Annotated in this window: 28 protein-coding genes; 4 read left to right on the top strand and 24 right to left on the bottom strand. The window is 51.5% G+C overall.

Annotated elements, in window-relative coordinates:
• Nucleotides 1-2: 2 nt before the first annotated feature.
• Nucleotides 3-554 carry a bifunctional pyr operon transcriptional regulator/uracil phosphoribosyltransferase PyrR gene (gene pyrR, locus TJ79_RS01245; RefSeq protein ID WP_040948465.1) on the bottom strand — a complete coding sequence of 184 codons (552 nt, stop codon included), beginning with the start codon at nucleotides 552-554 and terminating at the stop codon, nucleotides 3-5.
• A gap of 398 nt (nucleotides 555-952) precedes the next feature.
• Between pyrR and dapD the strand changes: the two genes are divergently transcribed.
• From dapD to TJ79_RS01230, 3 genes are all read left to right on the top strand, one after another.
• Nucleotides 953-1,663: a 2,3,4,5-tetrahydropyridine-2,6-dicarboxylate N-acetyltransferase gene (gene dapD / locus TJ79_RS01240; RefSeq protein WP_040948464.1), complete on the top strand. Its 711-nt coding sequence runs from the start codon at nucleotides 953-955 to the stop codon at nucleotides 1,661-1,663.
• 48 nt (nucleotides 1,664-1,711) lie between these two features.
• Nucleotides 1,712-2,857: an N-acetyldiaminopimelate deacetylase gene (locus tag TJ79_RS01235; RefSeq protein WP_040948463.1), complete on the top strand. Its 1,146-nt coding sequence runs from the start codon at nucleotides 1,712-1,714 to the stop codon at nucleotides 2,855-2,857.
• A gap of 136 nt (nucleotides 2,858-2,993) precedes the next feature.
• Complete coding sequence (locus tag TJ79_RS01230) at nucleotides 2,994-3,251, top strand: HPr family phosphocarrier protein (RefSeq protein WP_052339156.1); 258 nt, start codon at nucleotides 2,994-2,996, stop codon at nucleotides 3,249-3,251.
• A 4-nt stretch (nucleotides 3,252-3,255) separates the two neighbouring features.
• Here the strand turns inward: TJ79_RS01230 and TJ79_RS01225 are convergent, their stop codons facing one another.
• From TJ79_RS01225 to lspA, 6 genes are all read right to left on the bottom strand, one after another.
• Nucleotides 3,256-4,539 carry a DNA recombination protein RmuC gene (locus tag TJ79_RS01225; RefSeq protein WP_040948462.1) on the bottom strand — a complete coding sequence of 428 codons (1,284 nt, stop codon included), beginning with the start codon at nucleotides 4,537-4,539 and terminating at the stop codon, nucleotides 3,256-3,258.
• Nucleotides 4,540-4,726: 187 nt separating this feature from the next.
• Nucleotides 4,727-5,284 carry a DUF1700 domain-containing protein gene (locus TJ79_RS26460; protein ID WP_081756635.1) on the bottom strand — a complete coding sequence of 186 codons (558 nt, stop codon included), beginning with the start codon at nucleotides 5,282-5,284 and terminating at the stop codon, nucleotides 4,727-4,729.
• A gap of 18 nt (nucleotides 5,285-5,302) precedes the next feature.
• The gene (locus TJ79_RS01210) at nucleotides 5,303-5,626 is read right to left on the bottom strand and encodes a PadR family transcriptional regulator (RefSeq protein WP_238322715.1); all 324 of its coding nucleotides are present in this window, start codon (nucleotides 5,624-5,626) and stop codon (nucleotides 5,303-5,305) included.
• Between the two features lie 149 nt (nucleotides 5,627-5,775).
• Nucleotides 5,776-6,933, bottom strand: a complete 1,158-nt coding sequence (locus TJ79_RS01205; protein ID WP_040948460.1) for an aminotransferase A — start codon at nucleotides 6,931-6,933, stop codon at nucleotides 5,776-5,778.
• Nucleotides 6,934-6,957: 24 nt separating this feature from the next.
• Complete coding sequence (locus tag TJ79_RS01200; protein ID WP_040948459.1) at nucleotides 6,958-7,899, bottom strand: RluA family pseudouridine synthase; 942 nt, start codon at nucleotides 7,897-7,899, stop codon at nucleotides 6,958-6,960.
• On the bottom strand, nucleotides 7,889-8,431 hold the full coding sequence (lspA, locus tag TJ79_RS01195) for a signal peptidase II (protein WP_040948458.1): 543 nt from the start codon (nucleotides 8,429-8,431) through the stop codon (nucleotides 7,889-7,891). Before lspA ends, TJ79_RS01200 begins: the two co-directional genes overlap by 11 nt.
• Nucleotides 8,432-8,680: 249 nt before the next feature.
• Here lspA and TJ79_RS01190 point away from each other — a divergent pair, with 249 nt between their 5' ends.
• The gene (locus TJ79_RS01190) at nucleotides 8,681-9,433 is read left to right on the top strand and encodes a TraR/DksA C4-type zinc finger protein (RefSeq protein ID WP_040948457.1); all 753 of its coding nucleotides are present in this window, start codon (nucleotides 8,681-8,683) and stop codon (nucleotides 9,431-9,433) included.
• On the opposite strand, the gene TJ79_RS01185 is transcribed toward TJ79_RS01190, so the two are convergent.
• The 17 genes from TJ79_RS01185 to murB all read right to left on the bottom strand — a co-directional run.
• Complete coding sequence (locus TJ79_RS01185; RefSeq protein WP_040948456.1) at nucleotides 9,424-9,747, bottom strand: DUF5665 domain-containing protein; 324 nt, start codon at nucleotides 9,745-9,747, stop codon at nucleotides 9,424-9,426. The two genes, TJ79_RS01190 and TJ79_RS01185, sit on opposite strands and share 10 nt — an antisense overlap.
• A 187-nt stretch (nucleotides 9,748-9,934) precedes the next feature.
• Entirely contained in the window at nucleotides 9,935-10,414 is a 480-nt protein-coding gene (locus TJ79_RS01180) for a DivIVA domain-containing protein (RefSeq protein WP_040948455.1), read from the bottom strand.
• Between the two features lie 135 nt (nucleotides 10,415-10,549).
• A complete protein-coding gene (locus TJ79_RS01175; protein WP_040948454.1) occupies nucleotides 10,550-11,338 on the bottom strand; it encodes a YlmH family RNA-binding protein in 789 nt (262 codons plus the stop codon).
• 9 nt (nucleotides 11,339-11,347) lie between these two features.
• Nucleotides 11,348-11,638 carry a YggT family protein gene (locus TJ79_RS01170; protein WP_040948531.1) on the bottom strand — a complete coding sequence of 97 codons (291 nt, stop codon included), beginning with the start codon at nucleotides 11,636-11,638 and terminating at the stop codon, nucleotides 11,348-11,350.
• A gap of 24 nt (nucleotides 11,639-11,662) precedes the next feature.
• Nucleotides 11,663-12,094, bottom strand: a complete 432-nt coding sequence (locus TJ79_RS01165) for a cell division protein SepF (RefSeq protein ID WP_040948453.1) — start codon at nucleotides 12,092-12,094, stop codon at nucleotides 11,663-11,665.
• A 12-nt stretch (nucleotides 12,095-12,106) separates the two neighbouring features.
• A complete protein-coding gene (locus TJ79_RS01160) occupies nucleotides 12,107-12,793 on the bottom strand; it encodes a YggS family pyridoxal phosphate-dependent enzyme (protein ID WP_040948452.1) in 687 nt (228 codons plus the stop codon).
• An 18-nt stretch (nucleotides 12,794-12,811) separates the two neighbouring features.
• On the bottom strand, nucleotides 12,812-13,672 hold the full coding sequence (gene pgeF, locus TJ79_RS01155; protein ID WP_040948451.1) for a peptidoglycan editing factor PgeF: 861 nt from the start codon (nucleotides 13,670-13,672) through the stop codon (nucleotides 12,812-12,814).
• Between the two features lie 142 nt (nucleotides 13,673-13,814).
• Nucleotides 13,815-14,153 (bottom strand): YlmC/YmxH family sporulation protein, encoded by a 339-nt coding sequence (locus TJ79_RS01150; protein WP_052339155.1) that lies wholly within the window; start codon nucleotides 14,151-14,153, stop codon nucleotides 13,815-13,817.
• Nucleotides 14,154-14,258: 105 nt separating this feature from the next.
• On the bottom strand, nucleotides 14,259-14,747 hold the full coding sequence (locus TJ79_RS01145) for a hypothetical protein (RefSeq protein ID WP_040948450.1): 489 nt from the start codon (nucleotides 14,745-14,747) through the stop codon (nucleotides 14,259-14,261).
• A gap of 126 nt (nucleotides 14,748-14,873) precedes the next feature.
• A complete protein-coding gene (gene sigG, locus TJ79_RS01140; RefSeq protein ID WP_040948449.1) occupies nucleotides 14,874-15,656 on the bottom strand; it encodes an RNA polymerase sporulation sigma factor SigG in 783 nt (260 codons plus the stop codon).
• Nucleotides 15,657-15,745: 89 nt separating this feature from the next.
• The gene (gene sigE, locus TJ79_RS01135; RefSeq protein WP_040948448.1) at nucleotides 15,746-16,468 is read right to left on the bottom strand and encodes an RNA polymerase sporulation sigma factor SigE; all 723 of its coding nucleotides are present in this window, start codon (nucleotides 16,466-16,468) and stop codon (nucleotides 15,746-15,748) included.
• 23 nt (nucleotides 16,469-16,491) lie between these two features.
• Nucleotides 16,492-17,409, bottom strand: coding sequence for a sigma-E processing peptidase SpoIIGA (gene spoIIGA, locus TJ79_RS01130; protein WP_040948447.1), 918 nt, complete (start codon nucleotides 17,407-17,409; stop codon nucleotides 16,492-16,494).
• 205 nt (nucleotides 17,410-17,614) lie between these two features.
• Nucleotides 17,615-18,733 (bottom strand): cell division protein FtsZ, encoded by a 1,119-nt coding sequence (ftsZ, locus tag TJ79_RS01125; RefSeq protein WP_040948446.1) that lies wholly within the window; start codon nucleotides 18,731-18,733, stop codon nucleotides 17,615-17,617.
• Between the two features lie 78 nt (nucleotides 18,734-18,811).
• Complete coding sequence (gene ftsA, locus TJ79_RS01120; protein ID WP_040948445.1) at nucleotides 18,812-20,047, bottom strand: cell division protein FtsA; 1,236 nt, start codon at nucleotides 20,045-20,047, stop codon at nucleotides 18,812-18,814.
• Between the two features lie 390 nt (nucleotides 20,048-20,437).
• Nucleotides 20,438-21,277, bottom strand: a complete 840-nt coding sequence (locus TJ79_RS01115) for a cell division protein FtsQ/DivIB (protein WP_052339154.1) — start codon at nucleotides 21,275-21,277, stop codon at nucleotides 20,438-20,440.
• A 95-nt stretch (nucleotides 21,278-21,372) separates the two neighbouring features.
• Nucleotides 21,373-22,710 (bottom strand): UDP-N-acetylglucosamine 1-carboxyvinyltransferase, encoded by a 1,338-nt coding sequence (gene murA / locus TJ79_RS01110; protein ID WP_081756633.1) that lies wholly within the window; start codon nucleotides 22,708-22,710, stop codon nucleotides 21,373-21,375.
• 47 nt (nucleotides 22,711-22,757) lie between these two features.
• Nucleotides 22,758-23,396 (bottom strand): UDP-N-acetylmuramate dehydrogenase (gene murB, locus TJ79_RS01105; protein ID WP_040948444.1); only part of this gene is annotated, 639 nt, incomplete at its 5' end.

Genomic DNA, 23,396 nt, shown 5'->3' with positions numbered 1-23,396 from the left:
ACTCACTCCGTCCGCCCCCTTTGGATAATGATGACTTTATCTTCCCCGTCAACTTCCTGCAGCTTGACTTCGATCTCTTCCGATTTGGCCGTCGGCACGTTTTTGCCGATGTAATCCGGCCGGATCGGCAGCTCCCGATGTCCTCTGTCGATGAGTACGGCAAGCTGAATCATTTCCGGACGCCCCTGATCCATCAGGGCATCCATCGCAGCCCGCACCGTACGGCCGGTATAGAGCACATCGTCGAAAAGAATCAGCTTTTTGCCGTGAATGACATCGCGTCCGGCCGGCATATTCTCGATGCGAACCCCCGACGGTTCCCGGTCATCGCGGTAAGGCGTCGTGTCGATCTCCAATACCGGTACGGCAGCCGCTTCGATCTCTTGGATCCGTTCCGCAATCCGTTCAGCCAAGTAAATCCCCCGGGTGCGTATTCCGACCAGCACCAGGTTATCCACCCCTTTGTTGCGTTCCACGATTTCGTGGGCAATCCGAGTCAGTACCCGGCGGATTGCAGTTTCGTCCATCAAGATGTGAGTTTGCTGTGGGGCCATTACCATAACTTCCTTTCGAAAAATCGTCTGAAGATCCAAAAAACCCCCTTGCCGGAGGGCAAGGGGGTGCGCCGAAAGAGTCAGATGCCTAGTCTTCGTGCGCGGAAAAACCGCAACACGCACTCGTCCGCAGACGATGGGCATACCGCTTACTAATCGTTCACCTTGCCAGCCTCACAGGACTGTCTTTTAAAGGCGCTATTTGGTTACAAAGATTATGACATGATGCTGCAGGTTTGTCAACGACAGTTCCATCCAAGATACAGCTCAGCTAAGGTGATGTCGGCTATAGTCCGCTCTCCAATTGTCTCTCCGCCCGGGTTATGCTATAAAAGATGTAGTGCATGACCGCCTGCAGGCGGATTTACTAATAAACCGGCCAAAAGGAGAATTCGGAAATGAGCGAAATGAATACCTACGAGATTATCGATTTTATTAAAAACAGCGTAAAGAAAACCCCTGTGAAGGTATATGTAAAAGGCCAGCTTGATAACATCGACTTCGGCGCAGACGTAAAAGCGTTCATCTCCGGTGCTAGCGGCGTGCTGTTCGGCGAATGGACGGTCATTAAAGCCGTTTTGGACAAGCATACGGCTGAGATCGAAGATTACGTTGTGGAAAACGACCGCCGCAACTCGGCTATTCCGACATTGGATCTGAAAGGCATCAACGCCCGCATTGAACCGGGTGCGGTTATCCGCGACAAGGTCACTATCGATAATAATGCCGTCATCATGATGGGCGCTGTTATCAACATCGGCGTACATATCGGCGAAGGCACCATGATCGATATGGGTGCGATTCTTGGCGGCCGCGTGCAAGTAGGCAAAATGTGCCACGTCGGCGCAGGAGCCGTGCTTGCTGGCGTTATCGAACCACCTTCCGCTCAACCTGTTGTACTGGAAGATAATGTGCTGGTCGGCGCCAACGCCGTCGTATTGGAAGGCGTCCGCATCGGCGAAGGCTCTGTTGTCGCAGCAGGTGCCGTCGTAACCCAGGACGTGCCTCCTTTCACAGTGGTTGCCGGAACGCCTGCCAAGGTGATCAAGCAAGTGGACGACAAGACGAAGTCGAAAACCGAAATCCTGCAAGAGCTGCGCCAACTGTAAAATGAGCCCGGCTCATCTTTTGCGATTGATCAAGGAAGAGGGTTGCCGATGACCGTTCATACCAATATCCAAAAAGACACCTTTATCGAGATCCGCCGCCAACTGCACCGTATTCCCGAGCCTGGCTTTGCCGAGTTCAAAACCCAGCGGTTCCTGCTGGACTATATCGCGAAGCTGCCACAGGAACGGCTTGAAATCCGTACCTGGCGCACGGGCATCTTGGTGAAAATAAAGGGGCTGCAGCCGTCCCACACCTTCGGCTACCGTACAGACATGGACGGGTTGCCCATTCCGGAGGATACGTCTTACCCGTTCCAGTCCGAGCACCCTGGCTATATGCACGCGTGCGGCCACGATATGCACATGGCTATCGCTCTTGGGGTTTTGACCCATTTTGTAGAGCAGCCGATGAAGGATGACCTGGTCGTTTTGTTCCAACCGGCCGAAGAAGGCCCCGGCGGCGCCAAGCCGATGCTGGAAAGCCCGGAACTGGCAGACTTCATGCCTGATCAGATCGTCGCTTTGCACATCGCTCCGGAGTATAAAACCGGTGTGATCGCCACGAAGCCCGGCATTCTTTTCGCCAATACTTCCGAATTATTTATCGATCTGACCGGAAAAGGCGGCCACGCCGCTTATCCTCATAACGCCAACGATATGGTCGTAGCGGCGGCTCAATTGGTCGGACAGTTGCAAACCATCGTCGCCCGCAACATCAACCCGCTGGATTCCGCCGTTATCACGATAGGTAAAATCACCGGCGGCACCAAGCAAAACATCATCGCTGAAAACGCCCGTCTCGAGGGTACGATCCGCACCTTGTCCGCAGAGACGATGGTCAAGATCAAATCCCGCATCGAGGCGCTGCTTAAGGGGATCGAAGCTTCCTTTGAATGCAAAGCTAGTGTCGACTGGGGAGCTAATTACCTGCAAGTATACAACGATCCGGACACAACGGCGGAATTCATGGAATGGCTGAAGGAAGGCGGAACCGCCGAACTTTATGAATGCACGGAAGCGATGACCGGCGAAGATTTCGGTTATTTTCTGGCTAAGATCCCCGGTCTGATGTTCTGGCTCGGAGTTGATACGCCCTATGGGCTGCACCATGCGAAGCTGGAACCAAACGAAGGGGCGATTGAAGTCGCCATCCGCACCGTAACCCGTTATTTGGAATGGAAAAGCGGCCAATAAGCCATATCAGCAAAAAAAGCGGTTTTGCCCAAAGGCAATTCCGCTTTTTTATTGGCTCGTTAACGACACGGCTGCTGCACTATTTGCAATCGTGTTTTCATATAATAAGAAAAAAACGGTAGATGAGGTGACCCACATGAGAATTCATACGGTTCAATTCGGCAAAGCGATGTCCTTGAAGGATTTGCAGAGCTTATCCCAAGCCGCGTCCAAATTCCAGGCGGACGTCTATCTGTATTTGCAGAACGATTCCATTAAGATCGATGTCAAAAGCCTGCTCGGCCTTATGCTGCAAAGCATACCCGCAGGCTATGAAGCAACCGTTGAAACCAGTGGCGCAGACGAACTGGAAGCGCTGGAAGCCATAAGCACCATTATCATGCAAGGCGATTAACGAATTATCGTTCCGCAGTCTCCAATTGCAGCAGCTCGGCTGCTTCCGGGACGGGAAGCTCCTGCACTTTGTTCAGCTTCCGCTCGATATTGCGGCTCTTTCTAGCCGCGTTTTCGATGGTGTTGCTCGCTTCTTGCAGCTTCTTATGGGTCTTGTCTAAAAGATCGCCGAAATTGCCGAACTCCGTCTTCACCGCGCCCAAAAGACTCCATACTTCGCTGGAGCGCTTTTCGATAGCAAGGGTGCGGAAGCCCATCTGCAGGCTGTTGAGGAAGGCAGACAGCGTCGTCGGCCCGGTCAGGACGACCCGGCATTCCCGCTGCAGCCATTCGCTTAAGCCCGGCATCCGCAACGCTTCCGCATATAGCCCCTCCGTTGGCAGAAACAAAATGCCGAAGTCCGTCGTGTGTGGCGGCTCGATATATTTATTGCGGATATCCTTCCCTTCCGCCTTCAGCCGATTCTCCAGCTGCTTCATATACTGAGCAACACCATCGGGATCGCCGGCATCCTGTGCGTCCAGCAGCCGCTGGTAGTCCTCCGTAGGAAATTTCGAGTCGATGGGCAGCCACACGACACCGCCTGCACCATCCTTGGCCGGCAGCTTGATGGCAAATTCCACCCGCTCCGCACTGCCTTTGCGAGTGGCCACATTGCGCTCATATTGATCAAGTGTTAGCAGCTGTTCCAACAGGTTGCCCAGTTGGACTTCCCCCCACGTGCCTCTCGTCTTTACGTTGGTCAAGACCCGCTTCAAGTCGCCGACGCCCGAAGCGAGGGTTTGCATTTCGCCCAACCCTTTATGTACTTGCTCCAATCGCTCGCTGACCAGCTTGAAGGATTCGCCGAGGCGCTGTTCCAGCGTCGCGTGGAGCTTCTCATCCACCGTTGCGCGCATCTGCTCCAGCTTTTTGCCGTTGTCTTCCTGCAATTCCTTGAGCCGCTGATCAACCGTGTCTCGTAGTTTGTCCAGTTTGTCTTCGGTCGTGCCCAACTGATTCTTCTGAATCGAGGAAAGCTGCTCAAGAAAAGAAAGTAAAGACCGGTTGAAAGCTTCCAGCTTACCCCCGGTTTCTTCCCGGTTTCGTCGTTCCGACTGCTGCAGCTCACTGCGGTTCAAGGAGAACTGCTCAAGCAAGCTCCGTTCCAACCGCTCCTGCTGCCGCTCCACAAAAGTCAGCTTGTCCTTCAGAGCAGAGGTGTCTCCTTTTCCTTTTTGCGAGACTAAGAGAATGAGAACGACTGCATTTAACAACAAAGACAAGCCCAATAATACGTATTCAACCACGACGAACCTCCCGCTTTTTGTCTGATGATGTCTGTCTCTAATTATAGCCGGAAAACGCACGCATGCAAACATTTGTTCTTTTTATAGTAAGCAAGATCAACTCTAAATATCGAATATGAAATATATCTCTCCATCTCGATGAAAAAAAGTGGCAAGCCCTCTCGGGCCTGCCCCTTGTTGTATCCCCTCAAGCAAAACTGCCGGGCTTTAATTTGCTGTATTGCACGGAGACGAATTTGAGATATTTATTTAAGTATTTGCGGCTGATCAAGGCGATGCCTCCGATAAAAGCGCTCGTAACAACGGCGAATGGAATACTCCAGGAATACGGCACCTCGTAGTTCGGGCCAAGGCTCATATTGATCCAAGGGACTCCGAAGGAGCGTATGACACCGGCAATGAGGGTGAGTACGGCGCAGAAGCCAAACGAATACATGATCGTTGCCAATACCGGAACCACCATGATGCTGATCAAGCCTGTCGTGCAATAAAACCTCAGCTTCAGTAAAACATCCTTCAAGGAATGACTCGGTTGCCTTTCCATCATGTATTCGCTCTGATAAGCTCTTGCCAGCAAATAAGGATTGCCCAATCTGGCCAAAATCGCCGCCTCGGATTGACCGTTCGCGATGCCTTCCGCGATATTGCTTTCGATTTCTCGGACTGCGTCCTGCCGCTCTTCTTCGGGCATGTACTTTAGAAACTCATAAAACTTCCTCAAATACTCGTTCCCATAAGCTCCCATAATGATTCTCCTCTCTGCTCAATACAGATGAATTTGGGCGACCGCATCGGACACCTTGCCCCATTCAAGGGACATCGCTTCCAGTAAGCTGTGGCCTTCCGGGGTTAGCCGGTAATATTTCCGGGGCGGTCCCGCTTCCGATTCCTGCCAGAAGGAATCGATGTATTTGTCTTTAAGCAGCCGCCGTAAAAGAGGGTAGAGGGTTCCCTCCGTTACGGCCAAAGGCTCCCAGCGATCCAAGATCGTGACAAGCTCGTATCCGTACCGGGGCTTGGTGCTGATCAGTTGCAGGATGCAATATTCCAGCAACCCGCGGCGCACTTGAGAAATCCATTCCGACATATCCACGAGGCTCGCTCCTTCCACTATTATAATACCACACAGTACTGTGCTGTGCACAATAGTTTTTATCCCAACAAAAAAAAGCAGGCAAGCGCCTGCTCTCGAATCAACATATATTCTTAATGAATCGTTCAACCGATCTAGAACCATTACCGGATCTTCCCCACAAAGCTCTCCACGCGATTCAGCGCTTCCTCCAGCACATCCATGGCACAGGCGTAAGAAATGCGGATATACCCTTCCCCATAATCGGAAAAAGCGTCTCCCGGCACGACCGCAACCTTCTCTTCATCAAGTAAACGGGAGGAAAATTCCTGAGAGCTCAAGCCAAACGGGCGAATCGAGGGAAACAGATAAAATGCGCCCTCCGGCTTAATCAAACCAAAGCCCATCGCCGTCAGTCTTTCCGCTGCATAATCTCGGCGGCGACGGTATTCCACACGCATCGGTTCCGCATCGTCCACCCCCATCGTCAGCGCTTCGATAGCGGCGAATTGGCTGACGGAGCTGGCGCAGGTAGCATGATATTGATGAACCTTCAACATGTGCTGGGTCATATAGGCCGGGGCGAACGTAAAGCCGATGCGCCACCCGGTCATGGAATGGGATTTGGATAATCCGTTGATGATGACTGTTTTCTCGCGTAACTCAGGAAAAGCAGCAGCGGATACGTGAGCGCCGTCATAAATCAGCTCACTGTAAATTTCATCGGATACGACAAAAATTTGCCGGTCCTTGAGCAACGCGGCAATCGCCGCCATATTCTCATAACTCATGACGCGGCCGGTCGGGTTGGATGGTGAGCCGATGATCACCGCGCGTGTTTTGTTCGTCAGCTTCTCCGACAGCCCTTCGGCTGTCAGCAGAAAGTCCGTTTCCCGCGTATCGACATAGACCGGAACTCCGCCGCACATGCGAATAATCGGTTCATATCCGGGATAAATCGGCCCCGGCAAAATGACCTCATCACCCGGTGTGATCAGCGTCTGCAGAGCAATTTCCAGCGCTTCTGCCGCGCCGATGGTGACGATTACCTCTGTTTCAGGGTTGTACGACAAACCGTATTTTGTCTCGACGAATGCCGCAGCAGCCCGTCGCAGCTCCAACAAGCCGGCGTTTGCAGTATACCCAGTTTGCCCGGAATCGATGGCCCGTTTGGCCGCTTCCTTGATATGCGTAGGCGTCGGAAAATCAGGTTGTCCCAGCGTAAGCGTAAGCGCACCGGGAATTTGCGCCACCCGGTTGGATACCTTGCGGATTCCCGATATTTCGATGCCGCGAACTCTTTCATTCAGCAAATGTTCCATCCTGTCTCCCCCGTTCTCCTGTCTTTACATGCTCCTGAGCCGGCGCAGCAGCGCCTCCATATCATCCGGCAGCGGGGCGGTAAACTCCACATATTCCTCTGTCCGCGGATGGATAAACCCGAGTACGGCGGCATGCAACGCTTGACCGGTGATCCCTTGGTTTTTCTCCTTTACCCGGCCGTAAGCCGGATCTCCAACGAGCGGGTGGCCGATGTATTTCATATGTACCCGGATCTGGTGAGTGCGGCCCGTTTCCAGCATCAGTTCCAGCACCGTGAAGTTGCCGATTCGCTCCAGCACGGCAAAGTGGGTAACCGCCCGCTTGCTGTTGCGCTCCGTGACGGTGAATAACTTGCGGTCCGATGCATCGCGGCCGATTGGCGCATCGATGGTTCCTTTGTCGTGGGGAATATTACCGTTAACGATGGCGATATACTTTCGTGTGACGGTATGGGCTTTAAGTTGAGCGGCCAGCGCAGCATGCGCCTTGTCGTTTTTAGCTGCCATCAGCAGCCCGGAGGTGTCCTTATCGATACGGTGGACAATACCGGGGCGCAGCACGCCGTTAATGCCCGACAAATCGTTGCAGTGATACAGGAGTCCGTTAACGACGGTACCCGAATAGTGGCCGGGAGCGGGGTGCACGACCATGCCCCGGGCTTTATTAATCACGACGACATCCGAATCCTGATACACGATATCAAGGGGAACAGGCTCGGCGGCGACTTCCAGCTCTACAGGCTCGGGAATGCTTACTTCCACCCGATCACCGGACTGCACTTTATAGTTCGCCTTAACAGGCGTCCCGTTAACCGAGACAAGGCCGTCCTTAATCCACATCTGCACTTGGGACCGGGAGACATCCTCTTCCAGGGTGTCCGTCACCAGCTTGTCAATACGCTCTCCAGCCGATTCGACCGCAACTGTCCAATCCTCCGAGCGGCTTGCGATGATATCAGGAGCCATGGGTTTCCGACTCCTTTTCTCCAGCTTGATCGAGTTCCGCTGGACCTGCTTTCTTTTCCTTGCGCCAATCCAAAATGGAATCCAGCAAAATCATCGCGACGCCAATCGTGATGAACGTGTCTGCAATATTGAAGATCGGGAAAATATAGTCGACATGCCAACTAAATAACGTGAAGCGAAAGTGGAACTGAAGAAAGTCAACGACTTCCCCGTGCCGAGCCCGATCCACGAAATTGCCCAAAGCACCGCCTAAAATGAATGCAAGGGCTGTCGGCATCAACCGCCTGCCTTCCCGGATCACTTTGCGCATGTACCAGAGCAGTCCGCAAACGACAATTACCGTAATGACGACGAAAAACCAGCGCTCGCCTTCCAAAATACTAAAAGCCGCCCCGGTATTGCGATGAGACGTGATTTGGAAAAAATGGCCGATTACCGGCACCAACTCGTATAAATCCAGGTTCTGGACGATCAACCATTTCGTGAATTGGTCAAGCAAAAAAGCGATAAGAGCCACTATAAAATAGATCAATGTTCTTCCTCCTTGTAAAAGCAGCTGCATAGGTTTCTTAAGATATCAGAAAGTATAAACCTTGAAGATGAGGCTTCCTGATATCGCAAGAAAAGCATCCTCTAAGCGCGATCTGGCTTCTTTGAATGTACGTCGATAAACTCTTTTCTTACAATGGTTGCCTTACCCGCTCCCAGTTCCCTTGACGGCCTGGCCCTTTTTCGGGAAAAGCTAAGAGCGAAAATCACCGAGCATGAGGGGGGAACTACGATGCGACATTTGACCCGTGATCAATTGACCCATCTGCATCAGGAATTGATTCAAGAAAAAACCGAATTGGATAAGCTTTTCTCCCACACCGACAATTTTGGCTTGTCGGAAGCTCTATCTGACTCCATCGGCGAGCTGTCCACTCGGGACAACCATCCCGCTGACATCGGCTCCGAGGTGTTCGAGCGGGGAAAAGATTTAGCTTTGAACGATCATGCCGAGAAAAAGTTGATGGATGTGGAAACAGCACTAGCCCTCTTCGAAAAAAAAGAATACGGCATTTGTGCCCGTTGTGGCAAGCCCATTCCGTATGAACGACTGGAAGCCCTGCCTACTGCGACATGCTGCATCGAGCACAGTACTGACAATCATGTATCCGAAGACAGGCCCATAGAAGAGGAAATGATGGAACCGCCCTTCGGACGCACCAGCTTCGATGAGCGCGATGATGAAACCGAGTTTGATGGTGAAGATTCTTGGCAGGCCGTGGCCAGCTTTGGAACATCCACCTCCCCAGCTTACACCGAAGCGGCAGAAATTACCGACTATGACGATTTATATATAGAGAGCGACGAAAATGTCGGATATGTCGAAGACTTGGAAAGCTTTCTCGCCACTGACATCTACGGCGAAGGTGTATTCGTTGTCCGTAATAAAGCCTATTACCATTATTTAGATCATAAGGAAGGCGAGGGCCTTCTAGAACCTGATCCTTTGCCGGATAAAGCCGGGCACGCATCCGATTACCGATAGGTGCGAGTATCCAGTTTGCTTTGGACGATATCAACGAGTTGGGCAATATAATCGCCAATAATGGGCAAGTTCAGGGCTCCTAGACCCTGCAGAATGTAAAGAATAGTTGAAGTAAACACCGTTACCCCAATGGCGATGCCGATCCCTCTGGCGGTTCCTCCCACAAGATTCAGAACAAAAATCCGCCAAGGGTGATGCATCAGCTGAATATAATCGGCAATCTGCGTCCGTTCCATATTGCCTGCCATCTTCTTAACCCGCTCGCTCACCTCGTATAATACTTGCCGATCATATTCGCTCAGCTGATCCTTCATCTGTTGCCACTCTCCGCATTTTCCGATTGGCGATCAGTTTAGTTATTACCGATAGCCCTTTGTCCAATACGGTTGTGGATGGTTTTCCCTGAGCAGGAGCATGTGCAGCAGCTGGTGCAACATAAGATTAGCCCCTCATCCTGTAAGGACGAGAGGCTTTTTCACAGGTAAATAAGCCCGAAAAAAGTTAGGCGCGGCTTTCTTCCTTGGCCTCCAAGGATTCCCAGCTATCGGTCTGCAAAATCTCCAGTTGGGCTTCCAGCAAGGTGCGGAAGCGAGTGCGGAATATCGAAGCCTGCTTCTTTAACTCTTCCGTTTCCAGAGCAATCTTGCCGGACTTTACAAGCGCCTCGTTGATGATGCGGTCCGCATTTTTCTCCGCTTCCCGAATGATCAATTGAGCTTCCTTCTTAGAATTGCCCTTCACTTCATCGGCAGCTTCCTGAGCGACAATGATTGTCTTGCTCAGGCTTTCTTCAATATTTTGGAAATGTTCCAAACGTTCCTGCAGAGTTGCAATCTGGTTATGAAATTCTTTGTTTTCACGGATGATCGCTTCGTAGTCTTTAATCACCTGATCTAAAAACTCATTTACGTCGTCCTCATCGTATCCGCGAAATGAACGTTTGAACTCTTTGTTATGTATGTCCAAAGGCGTAAGCGGCATTGGGGCACCTCCAAATAAATGATGTAATGGATGTCACGTTGTCGTTCCATAAAAAGACTTATTCGACGGAACATCAGAAAATCCTTCCCAATAAAAAAGCGAATCCGCCATAAAAAGACGTGTTTCGCAGTGAGATTACTTGAATTTCCCAGCTTTCAGACGAATTCGTCCTTTTTTGGATACCCCTTCCACCTGCAGCAGCTTAAATCTTCCAAAGCCTTGAATAGAGAGAACGTCTCCCTCTTGCAAAGACCTGCTCGGGTCCTCTTCCACCTTCCAGTTCACCCGGCAACGCCCAGCTCGAATGGGATCTTGAGCTTTCGCCCGGCTTAACCGGCATAAGTCGCTGACGATTCCGTCTAGTCTCATCGAAGCGACGGACAGGTTTATCTCTTCAAACTCAGTGATTGCCGTGCGCAGCTCCGCTAACGGAAGCAGTTCAGTCTGCACATGGGTACGATGAACCTGCTGAAGATTTAGCCGCATGTAATCGCTGATCTCCGCCGCCACCAAACAGTGGCAGCCGTCGTCAAGCACGTGGATATCTCCTACTTTGTCCCGTTTGATGCCTAACCCCAAAATGGAGCCCATATAATCTCCGTGCTCCAACTTAATGAACTTATCGTCAGCCGGCTTTATCGCCAGAACGCGAATGCCCGGGTCTACATCCAGCGGATCCCGGTAGCCGGGAACCAAAATGCCCCGCTGCCGCTCTGCGCCGGGATAACCCCCGTTTAGAGCGAATGCAGCGTCCCCCGCCGCGTACCGGTTAGCAACCGTCTCCAGAATGGAAGCTTGGCGGGGATCGAGAAAATCCGTGACTTTGATTTCATGGCGCTCCGCCGCGCGCTCCAGCCATTCGGCAGCCCGGTCCACGAAGGCGTGCTCATCCGGACGAAAATGCGAATACCACTCTTTTACCATGCTAGCATCCTAAAAAGCCTTATTGAGCCATTTGAAAATGAAATCCACAACGGCATCGATGCCCCAATAAACATACCGGAAGGCAAAAAGAGCAAGGATCGGAGAAATATCCAGCATGCCGCCGATTGGAGGAATAATCTTTCGGAAAGGTGACAAATAGGGCTCTACGACTTTTGCCAATCCCCTGCCGAAGGAACTTTCCCGGACATTCGGAAGCCACGACATCAATATGTAAACGAACATCGCGACATAGTAAAGCTCATATAAATAAAACAACAAGGTATGGACAATGTTTTCTATATCCTGCAAAGCATTTCACCTCTGTCAATTATAAGAGTTCTCATCATCCATCATTTCTTTTATACTGCCCTGAATTTCTACAGAATCAGGGGTACACAGAAAAATTTGCGGTCCTATTTTGGAAATGGTTCCGCTGAGAGCATATACGGTTCCGCTCAAAAAGTCGACAATCCGCTTCCCCTGATCGGGCCGCACCCGCTGTAAATTGACAATGACCGGACGGCGGGACCGGAGATGATCGGCAATTTCCTGGGTATCCTCATAGGAACGCGGTTCATTCAAGACGACACGGACGCTCTTTTGGGAGTGGATGCTGACAACATTCCCTTTTACCTTACGTTGCTCAAAAGGATTGGTTTCAATTTCTTCGGGTTCATCTACGGAACGGTGGTCTTCCGGCATATCCTCTTCTTCTCTTAGGCCAATGATATTCAGAAACTTGTTCATTACTCCCATGTCCGTACCTCCTTATCCTTCATAGGGCAGCAGAACCGAGCCAAGGCGGACCCAGGTCGCTCCTTCTTCAATTGCAACCTCGAAATCGTTGGACATTCCCATGGACAATTCCACAAGCGGATACGGAAACAGCTTGGCATCGTTCAATTCATCTCTTAGCTCCCGCAGCCGCCGGAATACCGGACGGGTCCGCTCGGGGTCATTTTCATGCGGAGCCATCGTCATCAGTCCCAGCACCTCGATGCCAGGCAAGCTTTTTACCGACTCCGCCAGTTCGAAAAGCCCTTCAGGTGCGACGCCATACTTCGTATCCTCACCGGAAACATTGACCTGCAGAAAAATGCGGGCAACCACACCGAACTCCATCGCTTTCCTGCTGATTTCCGCAGCCAGATTCAGCCTGTCCACCGAATGAATGTATGCGAATTTGCCTACGACATCCTTCACTTTGTTGGTTTGTAGGTGTCCGATAAAATGCCAGGTTACCCGGTCCGAGAGAGCTTCCCACTTGGCTTTGGCATCCTGCCAACGGTTCTCGCCAACATGGTGAAACCCGGCTTCTACGATCTGTTCCGTCAAAGAAAGCGACACGTATTTCGTTACGGCAACGATCCGCACATCCTCACGGTTTCTACCGCAACGCTTGCATGCCGATGTGATTCGATCTTCCACGTCTTTAATTCTTTCGCTTAAATCCAAACCGCTAGTTCCCTCCGTTCAAGCATGAACTGCTTTGCCGATCCAAGCCATCATTCTGCCGGTGATCCCTTTTTCCTTGCGGTGCGAATAAAAAAGGTCAGTGCTACAGCTTGTGCAGTATCGAGACAATTCGATAGAGGACGGCATGATTCCTGCTTTAATCATAATTTGTCGGTTTACTTGTTGCAAGTCGAGATCGTACTTCCCGGCGATTGTTTTTTGATAATAGGGAAACCGCTCCCCGTTGTCTTTATCTGAGGCAGAAAGGTCCAGCACCCGATCGATTTCGTCGATCACTCGATTATCCACTTCATAACAGCATGAACCGATGCTAGGTCCGATAGCTGCCAGCAGATTTTCCGGTTGAACGCCAAAATGATTGACCATGGCAGCGACCGTTTCAGCGGCGATGGCCAAGGCTGTGCCCTTCCAGCCGGCATGGGCGAGTCCGATAACTCCCGTCACCGGATCGGCGAAAAACAGCGGCACGCAGTCAGCAAATAAAGCAGCCAGCACCAGCCTCGGCTCACGGGTGATAAAAGCGTCCGCTTCCGGCAGTGCGCTGCTGCGGTTGAAAGCTCCCCTGCCCGCATCTTGCGCCGTTATAACGGCCACACGCTTGCCATGAACCTGTTCGCCGAACACCCATCCTTCTAGTGGGATGCCGATTTCTTCAGCAACCCGCCTGCGGTTCGCCACAACCGAGTCCGGATCGTCCGCAACATGCAGTCCGCAGTTAAGCGATGCAAACGACTCTTGGCTTACCCCGCCCAATCGGGAGGTGAAGCCAACGCTAAGCCCCGGAATGCGGCTCTCCCATCCGCAGATGCGGAAGAGATCTGGTCCCCCTTCAACCCGTTGAAACGAAAAAGGTTCCATCCCCACACTCCCCCTTGTTTATGTTTCAATAAGTGTACCATAGAATGGGAAGCGGCCAAAAGACTGAATTGACCATGATCTCTACTAAAAAAGCTACGCATGGGAGCATGCGCAGCTTTTTTCAACTTGATCTTGTGTTTGCTCATCTATCCCTATCCCGTTCCCGTTCTCGTTCCCGCTGCTCTTTCTCCCGATATGGACGAATATATTCCGCTGGTGCATCCTCTTCGGAGTTCCGGTAAACTCGAGTATCATCCAGTTTGACGAGAACGACGTCCATGCCGATCTTGACGATATTCCTCCAGGGAATCACCACGTCTGTCCCTCCGCCGAACATGCCGAAAAAGCGGGTATGATTCGGAACGACGATGGCTTCGATTCTCCCCTGGCGCAAATCCAGTTCCAAATCGCTGATTTGACCCAGCTTTTTCCCGTCGATGATATTGACGACGTCTTTCGATTGGAAATCGGATATTTTCATGACGACCACCACGTATCCTGAGTTTTGCCTGCATCCTATCTTACTATATGTGGCAGACACCCAAAAAGATACGAAGGATTTGCCCAGGTTCGAAAGCGCCCATACTTAAGCGACCGCTCTATCCGTTTCCAACTTGTAGTAGTTTCGTACAGAAGGCAGCAGGGTGACGATTTGGAGAATGAAGCCAATGGCGAAATAAACCAAGTGAATGATTGCAACGGCTTGCATTACATAAACCTCCACCGTGATCCAGATCAGGTCGGCAAAGCCCATATAGAGCGACGCCGTCCATGCGGAACGCATGTCCCCATAGATATTGAGAAATTGAAACGGGCGAAATTCCCGGCCATTAATCAGGAATGTGGCGATAATGAGAGGAACAACCCCAAGGACAAGGAATAATATGAGTCCGGGAATAAAGTAATCGGGGAACATCTTAATTTCCATGAGATCGCTGGGCATCTTCAACACACTTCCATCCGGTCCGATCATCAGTGCTCCGCCACCGAATAAAGCGCCAACCCCCAGAAAGATATGCAGAGCGATTAGAATGTTAACCGATACAGGTTTTTTCGCCGTCACTTGCTTCGTCATTGGATCATGCTCCTTTAGTTTGGTTATGATCTAATTAACCAAGCAAGGCATTTTTTGTCAGCGATATCTCTCACATGACGCGAAAAACCGGCTCCGTTTTAGCGGGGCCGGCACATTTCGTGGCATTTACGACTGAACATGCTTCTGCATCTGATGAATAGCCGATTTCTCCAGACGGGATACTTGAGCTTGGGAGATCCCGATCTCTTCAGCCACTTCCATTTGGGTTTTGCCATCGTAAAAGCGCATGGAGAGAATCATTTTTTCCCGCTCGCCCAGCTTGCGCATCCCTTCCCGGAGGGCAATGCCCTCGATCCAGGTGGCGTCCCGGTTGCGCTCGTCTCCGATTTGATCCATGACGAAAATCGGATCTCCGCCGTCATGATAGATGGGCTCAAACAGAGAGACCGGATCCTGGATGGCATCGAGGGCGAAAACAACATCTTCTTTTGGCAGGTTGAGGGCTTCGGATATTTCATATACCGTAGGTTCGCGGGAATGCTTATAGGTGAGGTTGTCCCTTACTTGCAGAGCCTTATAGGCTATATCCCGTAGGGAGCGGGATACCCGGATCGGGTTGTTGTCGCGCAGGTACCTTCTGATTTCCCCGATGATCATAGGTACGGCGTAGGTGGAGAATTTGACGTTCTGGCCCAAATCAAAATTGTCGATGGCTTTCATGAGGCCGATGCAGCCAACCTGGAACAGGTCGTCCACAAATTCTCCCCGATTATTGAACCGCTGAATGACGCTGAGGACGAGCCGCAGATTGCCATTCACCAGCTTTTCCCGGGCTTGCCGGTTGTTTTTCGTTTGCAGCTCCGTAAACAACTCGCGCATTTCCGCATTGGTCAGCACCGGGAGCTTGGAAGTGTCAACGCCACATATCTCGACTTTATTGCGGGTCATAAGCGAATACCTCCCAAGGAGAAACGTTACTGTTCATTATCTCCCGGGTCGGTTTTTTTATGCGGTGCTGCTTCCTTTAGGAAACCTCCTTAAACCATTTTGCTGAATTCCTTGCGCAGGCGTTTGATGATCCGTTTTTCCAGACGCGATATGTAGGATTGGGATATTCCAAGCAGGTCCGCTACATCCTTCTGGGTCTTTTCTTCCCCATCCGCCAACCCGAAACGCAGCTCCATAATAGTCCGTTCCCGCTCTGATAATTTGTCCAGAGCTTTGTGCAGCAGCTTGCGGTCCACCTGTTCCTCGATGTTGCGGTAGATCGTATCATTTTCCGTTCCAAGCACATCGGACAGCAGCAATTCGTTGCCATCCCAATCGATGTTAAGCGGCTCGTCGAAGCTTACCTCCGAACGGGTTTTGCTGTTGCGGCGCAAATACATTAAGATTTCGTTCTCGATGCAGCGGGAGGCGTAGGTGGCCAGCTTTATTTTTTTCTCCGGGTCAAAGGTATTGACGGCTTTGATCAGTCCGATGGCGCCGATGGATACCAAGTCCTCGATATTGATCCCGGTATTTTCAAACTTGCGCGCGATATAGACGACCAAACGGAGATTGCGCTCGATCAACATCGCCCGTATCGCCGCGTCGCCGCTGGGCAGCCGCTGAAGGAGGTACTCCTCCTCCTCCCTCGTCAAAGGCGGCGGCAGCGCCTCGCTTCCGCCTATGTAGTATATCTCATTGCCTTTCAGGCCGAGGAAGATGAGCACCCGGTAATAGTTCAGCTGCATGATAAATTTCCATTTTACTTGCATGGCGTTTCCTCCTGAAAGTCAAGTTAGGTTACAGAAGTTACGGATTCCAGAAGCTTCGGATGGATAATGGCATGATACGAACCATCCGCGCTCAGCTTGCCTCCGTCAAGTCCGATCAGTACTTTTCCCGTTTCCAGTGATGAACCGTTATAGTGGAGTGTTACCCGGTCAGGTTTGACCGCTAGCAAAAATTGCGTGTTCCGGTTCAAACCCCGATATGGCACAAGCCGCAGGCGGTCCCGCCAATCGGATGATTCGTCCTCACCCATTGCAGCCACCATACGATCCACTTCGCTTGACCGGATCATGGTCATCCACGAAGGGGGCAAAGCATCCTTCCACTGGTCTGCTTCCACGATCATGACCGGCGTACGAGTCAAGGGATCGTACAACTGATTCCCCGTATCAATAAGCCCGCGGCAAGCGTGAACGAAATCGCCGATCTCGACCTGGATATCCGCGAGGTTGCCCGCAAGGTGCTGCTTGTTCCTAGCACTTTGAACTACGCGGTATAGCAGCCAAACGGTTGCAGGCAGTACCGGTATGAGTAGCATTGTGGACACCCCGCCGAACTGGGTATACAGCATCCCATCCAACAACTCGCTTTGGGACAAAAAAAAGTATGATGCAGCGAAAACTCCACCTGCAGCCGCAAAGTTGACGGCATAAAATCCGCCTAACAGCCGTAAATAACGCTGTAGAGAGCCGAAGCCAAAAGCAGTAAAAACCATAGCCAGCGAGAATAATAATTTGACACCCAGCGTATAGAGAAATGACAGCTCTGGAAAATATACGAAGACAACGTACAACGCGCCGAGACCGGCGGAAGCGGCAACCCGCAAGGGACGCATGTCCGTTTTCATCAACCATGCGGTAACGGCGAGTAGAGCGCCATCGACGATAAAGTTGGCCAGAAACAGCAGATCGATATAAACGACCATCTATCCAGCAACTCCCGCGTCAGAATGAAACCAGTATAAGGGACGGGACCATCAAAGTCTGTCTATTTCTGGGGCCGATGAGGCTGTATTTTTGTCGAATCCAATAAAGGAGCGGCCGATCTTCGACGCTAATCGACTTCGCGGCAAACCCGATAAAAAAAAGGCCTGAGCAGCATTCGCTCAGGCCTTCATTCATGCAAGTTCTTTATTCGTTGTTTTGATTCTTCCGCCGCAGGAAGGTTGGAATATCCAGCTGATCGCCGGAAGGCTGGCTACCAAAGGGACGCAGCGGAACTTTTTGTTCATTACTGCTTATGGCTGGCTCCGTATGACCAGGAGTCGGGCGTTTCATATTGCCGGGCTGTTGGATCTTATGCTCAAAGCCGGTAGCAATAACCGTCACTTTGATTTCATCCTTATAGTTGTCATCAATGATCGCTCCGAAAATAACGTTGACTTCCGGATCGGAAGCGCCGATGACGATCTCCGCCGCTTCGTTTACTTCGTATAGGCTCAAGTTGCTGCCGCCTGTAATATTCATGATAACGCCACGTGCTCCCTCAATGGAGGTTTCCAGAAGCGGGCTCATGATCGCTTTCTTGGCAGCTTCGGCAGCCCGGTTCTCACCGGTGCCGATCCCGATGCCCATCAGGGCGGATCCCCGTTCGGTCATGATCGTCTTGACATCCGCAAAGTCCAAGTTGATGAGACCGGGTACCATAATTAAATCCGAAATCCCTTGAACGCCTTGGCGCAAAACGTTATCGGCTTCCCGGAACGCTTCCACCATCGGTGTCTTCTTATCGACGATTTCCAGCAGCCGATCGTTAGGGATCACGATGAGGGTATCGACTTTTTCTTTCAGGGAAGCGATGCCTTGCTCGGCTTGCATCGCACGCTTGCGGCCTTCAAAGGTAAAAGGCCGGGTAACGACGCCAACGGTTAGAGCTCCGCATTCCTTAGCGATTTCCGCAATAACCGGAGCCGCTCCCGTACCGGTACCGCCGCCCATTCCGGCGGTTACAAACACCAAGTCCGAGCCGCGCAGCGCTTGAATGATCGCTTCCCGAGATTCTTCAGCAGCCTTTTTACCCACTTCCGGGTTTGCACCAGCCCCAAGGCCACGGGTAAGCTTTTCCCCGATCTTCAGCTTATGCTCCGATTTAGCCAAGTTCAACGCTTGAGCGTCGGTGTTCACGGTTATGAATTCCACGCCTTGGATGCCGTTTTCAATCATCCGATTGACGGCGTTGCTTCCGCCCCCTCCGACCCCAATGACTTTAATCGTCGCGAGCTGGTCCATATCGAGATCAAATTCGAACATAACGACTATTATCCCCCTCACTGATCTTCTTCGACCGACTCCCTATCAAGAGGCGGCAGCGCCGCAGGTCAGGCGATCTTAGATATATTCACTTATCCAGTTTTTGAATTTTTCAAACCAGCTTGATTTCTCGGCGGTTGCTTTCTTCACGACCGTCTTCCCTTGCGGCTGGCTGTGACTGCGGTTTTTGTGGGACTTGACGATGTGGCTGATGATACCGACTCCGCTAGTGTAAGAAGGATCTCGCACCCCGATAAAATCAGGGGACCCTACCCGAACGGAGGTGCCCAGTTCTTTTTGCGCCGTAGCCAAAAGCCCTGGCATAGAAACGGTTCCGCCGGTAAGCACATAACCGCCAGGAGCATTGCCGTAACCCATATGATAGACTTCCGTACGAATCAATTGGAACATTTCCTGTACCCGGGGTTCAATGATCCCGGTCAGATCGACTTGGGAATACTCCTTGTCCGAATTGCTTCCAATGCGCGGAACTTTGAATACTTGATCGCGCGCAGCCAGTTCTCCTTGAGAGCAGCCGAATTTCAGCTTTACTCGCTCGGCATGTTCCATTTGAGTATGCAGGCCAATGGAAATATCGCTTGTAATCAAGTCGCCGCCGATGGGCAAGGTTGAAGTTGCCATCAGCGTGCCATGCTCGAACACCGCAATGGTGGTGGAGCCGGCGCCGATATCAACCAGCACGGTACCGATGGTTTTCTCATCCTTAGATAAGCTCAGGTTGCCAGCGGCCAAGGACATGAGAACCAGCCCGTTGATGCGCAAATCTGCTTTTTCCACGACCCGTTTCAAGTTATGTATGGCCGTCTTGGCTCCCGTGATTATGGTCGCTTCTACTTCCAATCGGACACCGATCATCCCGCGGGGATCATGGATTTCATTCAATCCGTCAACGACAAACTGTTTGGCGACGACGCCGATGATTTCCCTCTCCGGAGGCAAAGCGATAACACGGGATGCCTGAAGCACTCTCTCGATATCATCTTCCCCGATTTCCCGGTCTTCATTGGATACAGCCACAACTCCATGGCTAGACAAAAGCGAGATGTGGTTTCCCGATATTCCAACAAACACCTCGTTGATCTGAATATCCACCATGCGTTCCGCATGCTCAATTGCATTCTTAATCGATTGAACGGTTTGATCGATATCGACTATAGACCCCTTGCGGATACCTTCGGATTCCGCCGTTCCGACGCCTATTATATTAATGGAACCATTGGAAACTTCTCCAATAATGGCGCGCACTTTGGAAGTCCCGATATCCAAACTGACAACCACTTCATTGCCGCCCAATGCGAGGCACCTCCCAGTGCGAAAATCCAACCTAGGTAAACGGCTGACGCCGTCCTTTACAGGACACGCAACGTTTACCGCAGCGGAATAAGGCTAATTATAGCGCAAAGCTAAAAATCGCTTAGAAAAAAAATGGCTTAAGACTTCTGTACTTATTCAACACAATTGCAAGATTCCCTCTTTTTTCAACATTTTTTTCACTTATCCATTGGATTTGTAAAAAAACGCGCTTCCACAAACCACAAAATGCCAAATGAACAATCTATGAAGCTCCTGTTCCCAGGAAAAATAGAGAGGGTCGAAAATAAGTCACGCCTACAATTTTAACATTAATTCCATATAAAGAGTAGCCTAATTCCGGTAGGAACCGAATCTTTTTCCATAGGATAATTATGGATTCCCGCCGCCTTCCGCGGTACCCGAACCGGAGTTCGCAGCCGTTCCCGTTGTGCCGCCAGAACTTTGAGCAGGTTCATTTCCTTCCTCTGCTGCTTCCCGGTCTGTATAAGGGACGCCTCGGTCTTGCTCCAGCAGCCAAAGCACTCCTGTTGTGCCGTTCTTCTCTTTGAAACCATTGGTATAGTAGGTTAAATTAGGAATCTTATCCTTCAATAAGCTTATTCTGGTAATGATTTCAAATCGCGATCTCGTATACAGCTTGATCCGGTCCGTAAATACATTGGGATACGGCTTGATTTCAGAAATGTCCGAAAGCAGTGCATCCTGCAACCGGGCCAGCTCCACACAAAGCGTCTTCAGCATCGGATCACCATCTGTCCACCCTGTCAACAGCGGCCTGTCTACGGGAGTGCTGTCGGTCTTCAAGGGATACGAACTGCCGTCGGCAAACATAAGGGCGATGCTGCCGTCATCCAGCAGTCGGTAGGCTGCCTTGGGAAACTCCTTGACGGTAATGGTCAGCTTCCCGGGAAAGCTTTTCCGCACTTTGACCGCTTCCACGGTCTTCAACGCTTTCAACCGGTTCTCTACCTTTTTTGCATCAACCGTAAAATAGGAATCTCCTTTGTCCACTGCCGCAGCTTGTCCGATCTGAGAGGCTTCCACATACTGATTTCCGCTGATTTCAATATCGGTGATTTTGCTGAATGAGGATTGAAAGAAAAGTACCGCGAATATAATGATAAAAAAAACGATTAGCAAATAAAGCAGCCTGCGGCTGCCGCGTCTTTTCTTCGCGCCCTGCTTCAGGGGGGGGATGGTGGCAGCCACATCGACACCTTCTTTTTGATAAACTGAAAACGGTGCCGCCTCTTTCCCAACTGGGGAAAGGGACGGGCACCTGCTACTTTTACCAGATAACAACCTTACCCATTCGCTCGCGCAGTCCCTGTACGCGGATTAGATGCCCGTTCCGGTTCCGGCTCCGTCTCCGGCCTGACAGCCGAATCTAGAGAAGTGCGGGTAATGACTGCGCCAAGACTGCCGAGAAGCTGCTCCAAGCGGTCATAGCCTCGGTCAATATGTTGGATCTGCTCAACAACCGTCGTTCCATGAGCAGCCAATCCCGCCACCACTAAAGCGGCCCCAGCCCGTAGATCCGTTGCCTCCACCGTCGCTCCGTAAAGTCTGGGAACGCCACGGATAAAAGCGGTATTCAGATCGATCAGGATATCGGCTCCCATGCGGCTTAGTTCATCGACGTGCTTAAAGCGCCCTTCGAACACCGTCTCTTTGATGATGCTCAGACCGTCGGCTAGAGAGAGAAGCACCATAAGTAGAGATTGCAGGTCGGTGGGAAACGCAGGAAAAGGGGAGGTAATGACTCTCTCTACTCTTTTCGGCCGCGTATGGCACTGCACGTTCATTATATCACCGGACACTGTGATTTGAACACCGGAGCGCCTTAGGACGTGTATCAACGAGGTTACGTGGGAAGGAATCACCCGCTCTAACGTCACGTTGCCCCGCGTCGCCGCTGCCGCAACCATAAGGGTACCCGTCACGATCCGATCCGGGATGATCCGGTAGGTGCAAGGCGTGAAGCGGGTTATCCCTTCGATCGTTATCGTTCCGGTGCCGGCACCGTAAATTCTGGCACCCATGGCACACAGAAAGTTCTGCAAGTCCTGGATTTCCGGTTCTCGTGCCGCATTGTGGATAATCGTCATGCCATCTGCAGCAGCCGCCGCCATCATGATATTTTCCGTCGCTCCCACACTCGGAAAATCAAGATAGATATCCGTCCCCGTCAGCTTCTCCGCCCGACAGTGGATCATGCCGCAGCTCTCTTCGATTTCAGCCCCGAGCGCCCGAAGTCCATCCAAATGAAGATTGATCTTCCGTTCGCCAATAGCACAGCCTCCCGGCTGATAGACGCGAACCGAGCCGAGACGAGCCACAAGCGGCCCCATTAAAAAAATGGAGGAGCGCATCTGCGTCATCAGATCAGCGGGAATATGAAATGAGTTAAGCCCGGTCGTATCGATATGAACGGTCTCATTTTTATGCTCTGCCTTGCAGCCAATGGCCCGTAAAATATCCAGCATTACCCGGATATCCAGCAGATCCGGAACATTTTCCAGGATCGTCGTACCTTCTGCAAGCACACTGGCGGCCAATATGGGGAGCGCAGCGTTTTTGGCGCCCTGGATGCGGATTGTTCCCTTGAGGGGTTTCCCGCCTTCGATCACCAGTTTTTCCAAAGACTCACCTCCTGTCAGCTTGCCAAGCAAGCCGGCACGGGGGGAGATCAGTCCAGTTCACCTGCGGTCAAAACCTCGGGTGCAAGCAGAATGCCGTATTGTTCATGAATTTTAGTGCGAATGGCAGCGATTAAGGTGAGGACATCCTTCGCCGTCGCGTTGCCGGTATTGATGATGAAATTGGCATGGAGGGAGGATACCTCAGCTCCTCCGACTTTCATGCCTTTTAGCCCTGCGTCTTCGATCAGCTTAGCGGCGTAATGACCCTCAGGGTTGCGGAAGGTACTGCCGGCACAAGGCAACTGCAGCGGTTGCGTGCGCAGCCTGCGGTCTTTATAGACGGCCATGGCTCCGGCGATCTCGTTGCGGTTACCCGGCTTCAGCTGAAAAACCGCTTCCGTCACGATACCCGGTTGATCGTGAAACCGTGAATGACGATAGTCAAACTGCATATCTTCGGCAGTCAAAGTCATAGACTCGCCATTCGTCAAAACGACGTCGGCATAGCTCAAGATTTGCGAAACATCCGAACCGTGAGCGCCGGCATTCATATATACGGCTCCCCCGACAGTCCCGGGAATGCCTCCGGCAAATTCCAAGCCGGTTAGCCCCGCCTTGCCGGCTATCACCGCCAGCTTGATAAACGAAAAACCGCCGCCGGCAATGAGTTGATGATCTTCCACGCG

This window comes from Gorillibacterium massiliense (genome assembly GCF_000455485.1).
Taxonomy (GTDB): Bacteria; Bacillota; Bacilli; order Paenibacillales; family NBRC-103111; genus Gorillibacterium; species Gorillibacterium massiliense.
Note: the sequence above shows the minus strand (reverse complement) of the source record. Positions and strands in the feature narration are given on the sequence as shown.

Coding starts and splice junctions, on each gene's coding strand:
- pyrR (WP_040948465.1), bottom strand. CDS start 554: ATGGCCCCACAGCAAACTCACATCTTGATGGACGAAACTGCAATCCGC.
- dapD (WP_040948464.1), top strand. CDS start 953: ATGAGCGAAATGAATACCTACGAGATTATCGATTTTATTAAAAACAGC.
- TJ79_RS01235 (WP_040948463.1), top strand. CDS start 1,712: ATGACCGTTCATACCAATATCCAAAAAGACACCTTTATCGAGATCCGC.
- TJ79_RS01230 (WP_052339156.1), top strand. CDS start 2,994: ATGAGAATTCATACGGTTCAATTCGGCAAAGCGATGTCCTTGAAGGAT.
- TJ79_RS26460 (WP_081756635.1), bottom strand. CDS start 5,284: ATGGGAGCTTATGGGAACGAGTATTTGAGGAAGTTTTATGAGTTTCTA.
- TJ79_RS01210 (WP_238322715.1), bottom strand. CDS start 5,626: ATGTCGGAATGGATTTCTCAAGTGCGCCGCGGGTTGCTGGAATATTGC.
- TJ79_RS01205 (WP_040948460.1), bottom strand. CDS start 6,933: ATGGAACATTTGCTGAATGAAAGAGTTCGCGGCATCGAAATATCGGGA.
- TJ79_RS01200 (WP_040948459.1), bottom strand. CDS start 7,899: ATGGCTCCTGATATCATCGCAAGCCGCTCGGAGGATTGGACAGTTGCG.
- TJ79_RS01190 (WP_040948457.1), top strand. CDS start 8,681: ATGCGACATTTGACCCGTGATCAATTGACCCATCTGCATCAGGAATTG.
- TJ79_RS01185 (WP_040948456.1), bottom strand. CDS start 9,747: ATGAAGGATCAGCTGAGCGAATATGATCGGCAAGTATTATACGAGGTG.
- TJ79_RS01180 (WP_040948455.1), bottom strand. CDS start 10,414: ATGCCGCTTACGCCTTTGGACATACATAACAAAGAGTTCAAACGTTCA.
- TJ79_RS01175 (WP_040948454.1), bottom strand. CDS start 11,338: ATGGTAAAAGAGTGGTATTCGCATTTTCGTCCGGATGAGCACGCCTTC.
- TJ79_RS01165 (WP_040948453.1), bottom strand. CDS start 12,094: ATGGGAGTAATGAACAAGTTTCTGAATATCATTGGCCTAAGAGAAGAA.
- pgeF (WP_040948451.1), bottom strand. CDS start 13,672: ATGGAACCTTTTTCGTTTCAACGGGTTGAAGGGGGACCAGATCTCTTC.
- TJ79_RS01150 (WP_052339155.1), bottom strand. CDS start 14,153: ATGAAAATATCCGATTTCCAATCGAAAGACGTCGTCAATATCATCGAC.
- TJ79_RS01145 (WP_040948450.1), bottom strand. CDS start 14,747: ATGACGAAGCAAGTGACGGCGAAAAAACCTGTATCGGTTAACATTCTA.
- sigG (WP_040948449.1), bottom strand. CDS start 15,656: ATGACCCGCAATAAAGTCGAGATATGTGGCGTTGACACTTCCAAGCTC.
- sigE (WP_040948448.1), bottom strand. CDS start 16,468: ATGCAAGTAAAATGGAAATTTATCATGCAGCTGAACTATTACCGGGTG.
- spoIIGA (WP_040948447.1), bottom strand. CDS start 17,409: ATGGTCGTTTATATCGATCTGCTGTTTCTGGCCAACTTTATCGTCGAT.
- ftsZ (WP_040948446.1), bottom strand. CDS start 18,733: ATGTTCGAATTTGATCTCGATATGGACCAGCTCGCGACGATTAAAGTC.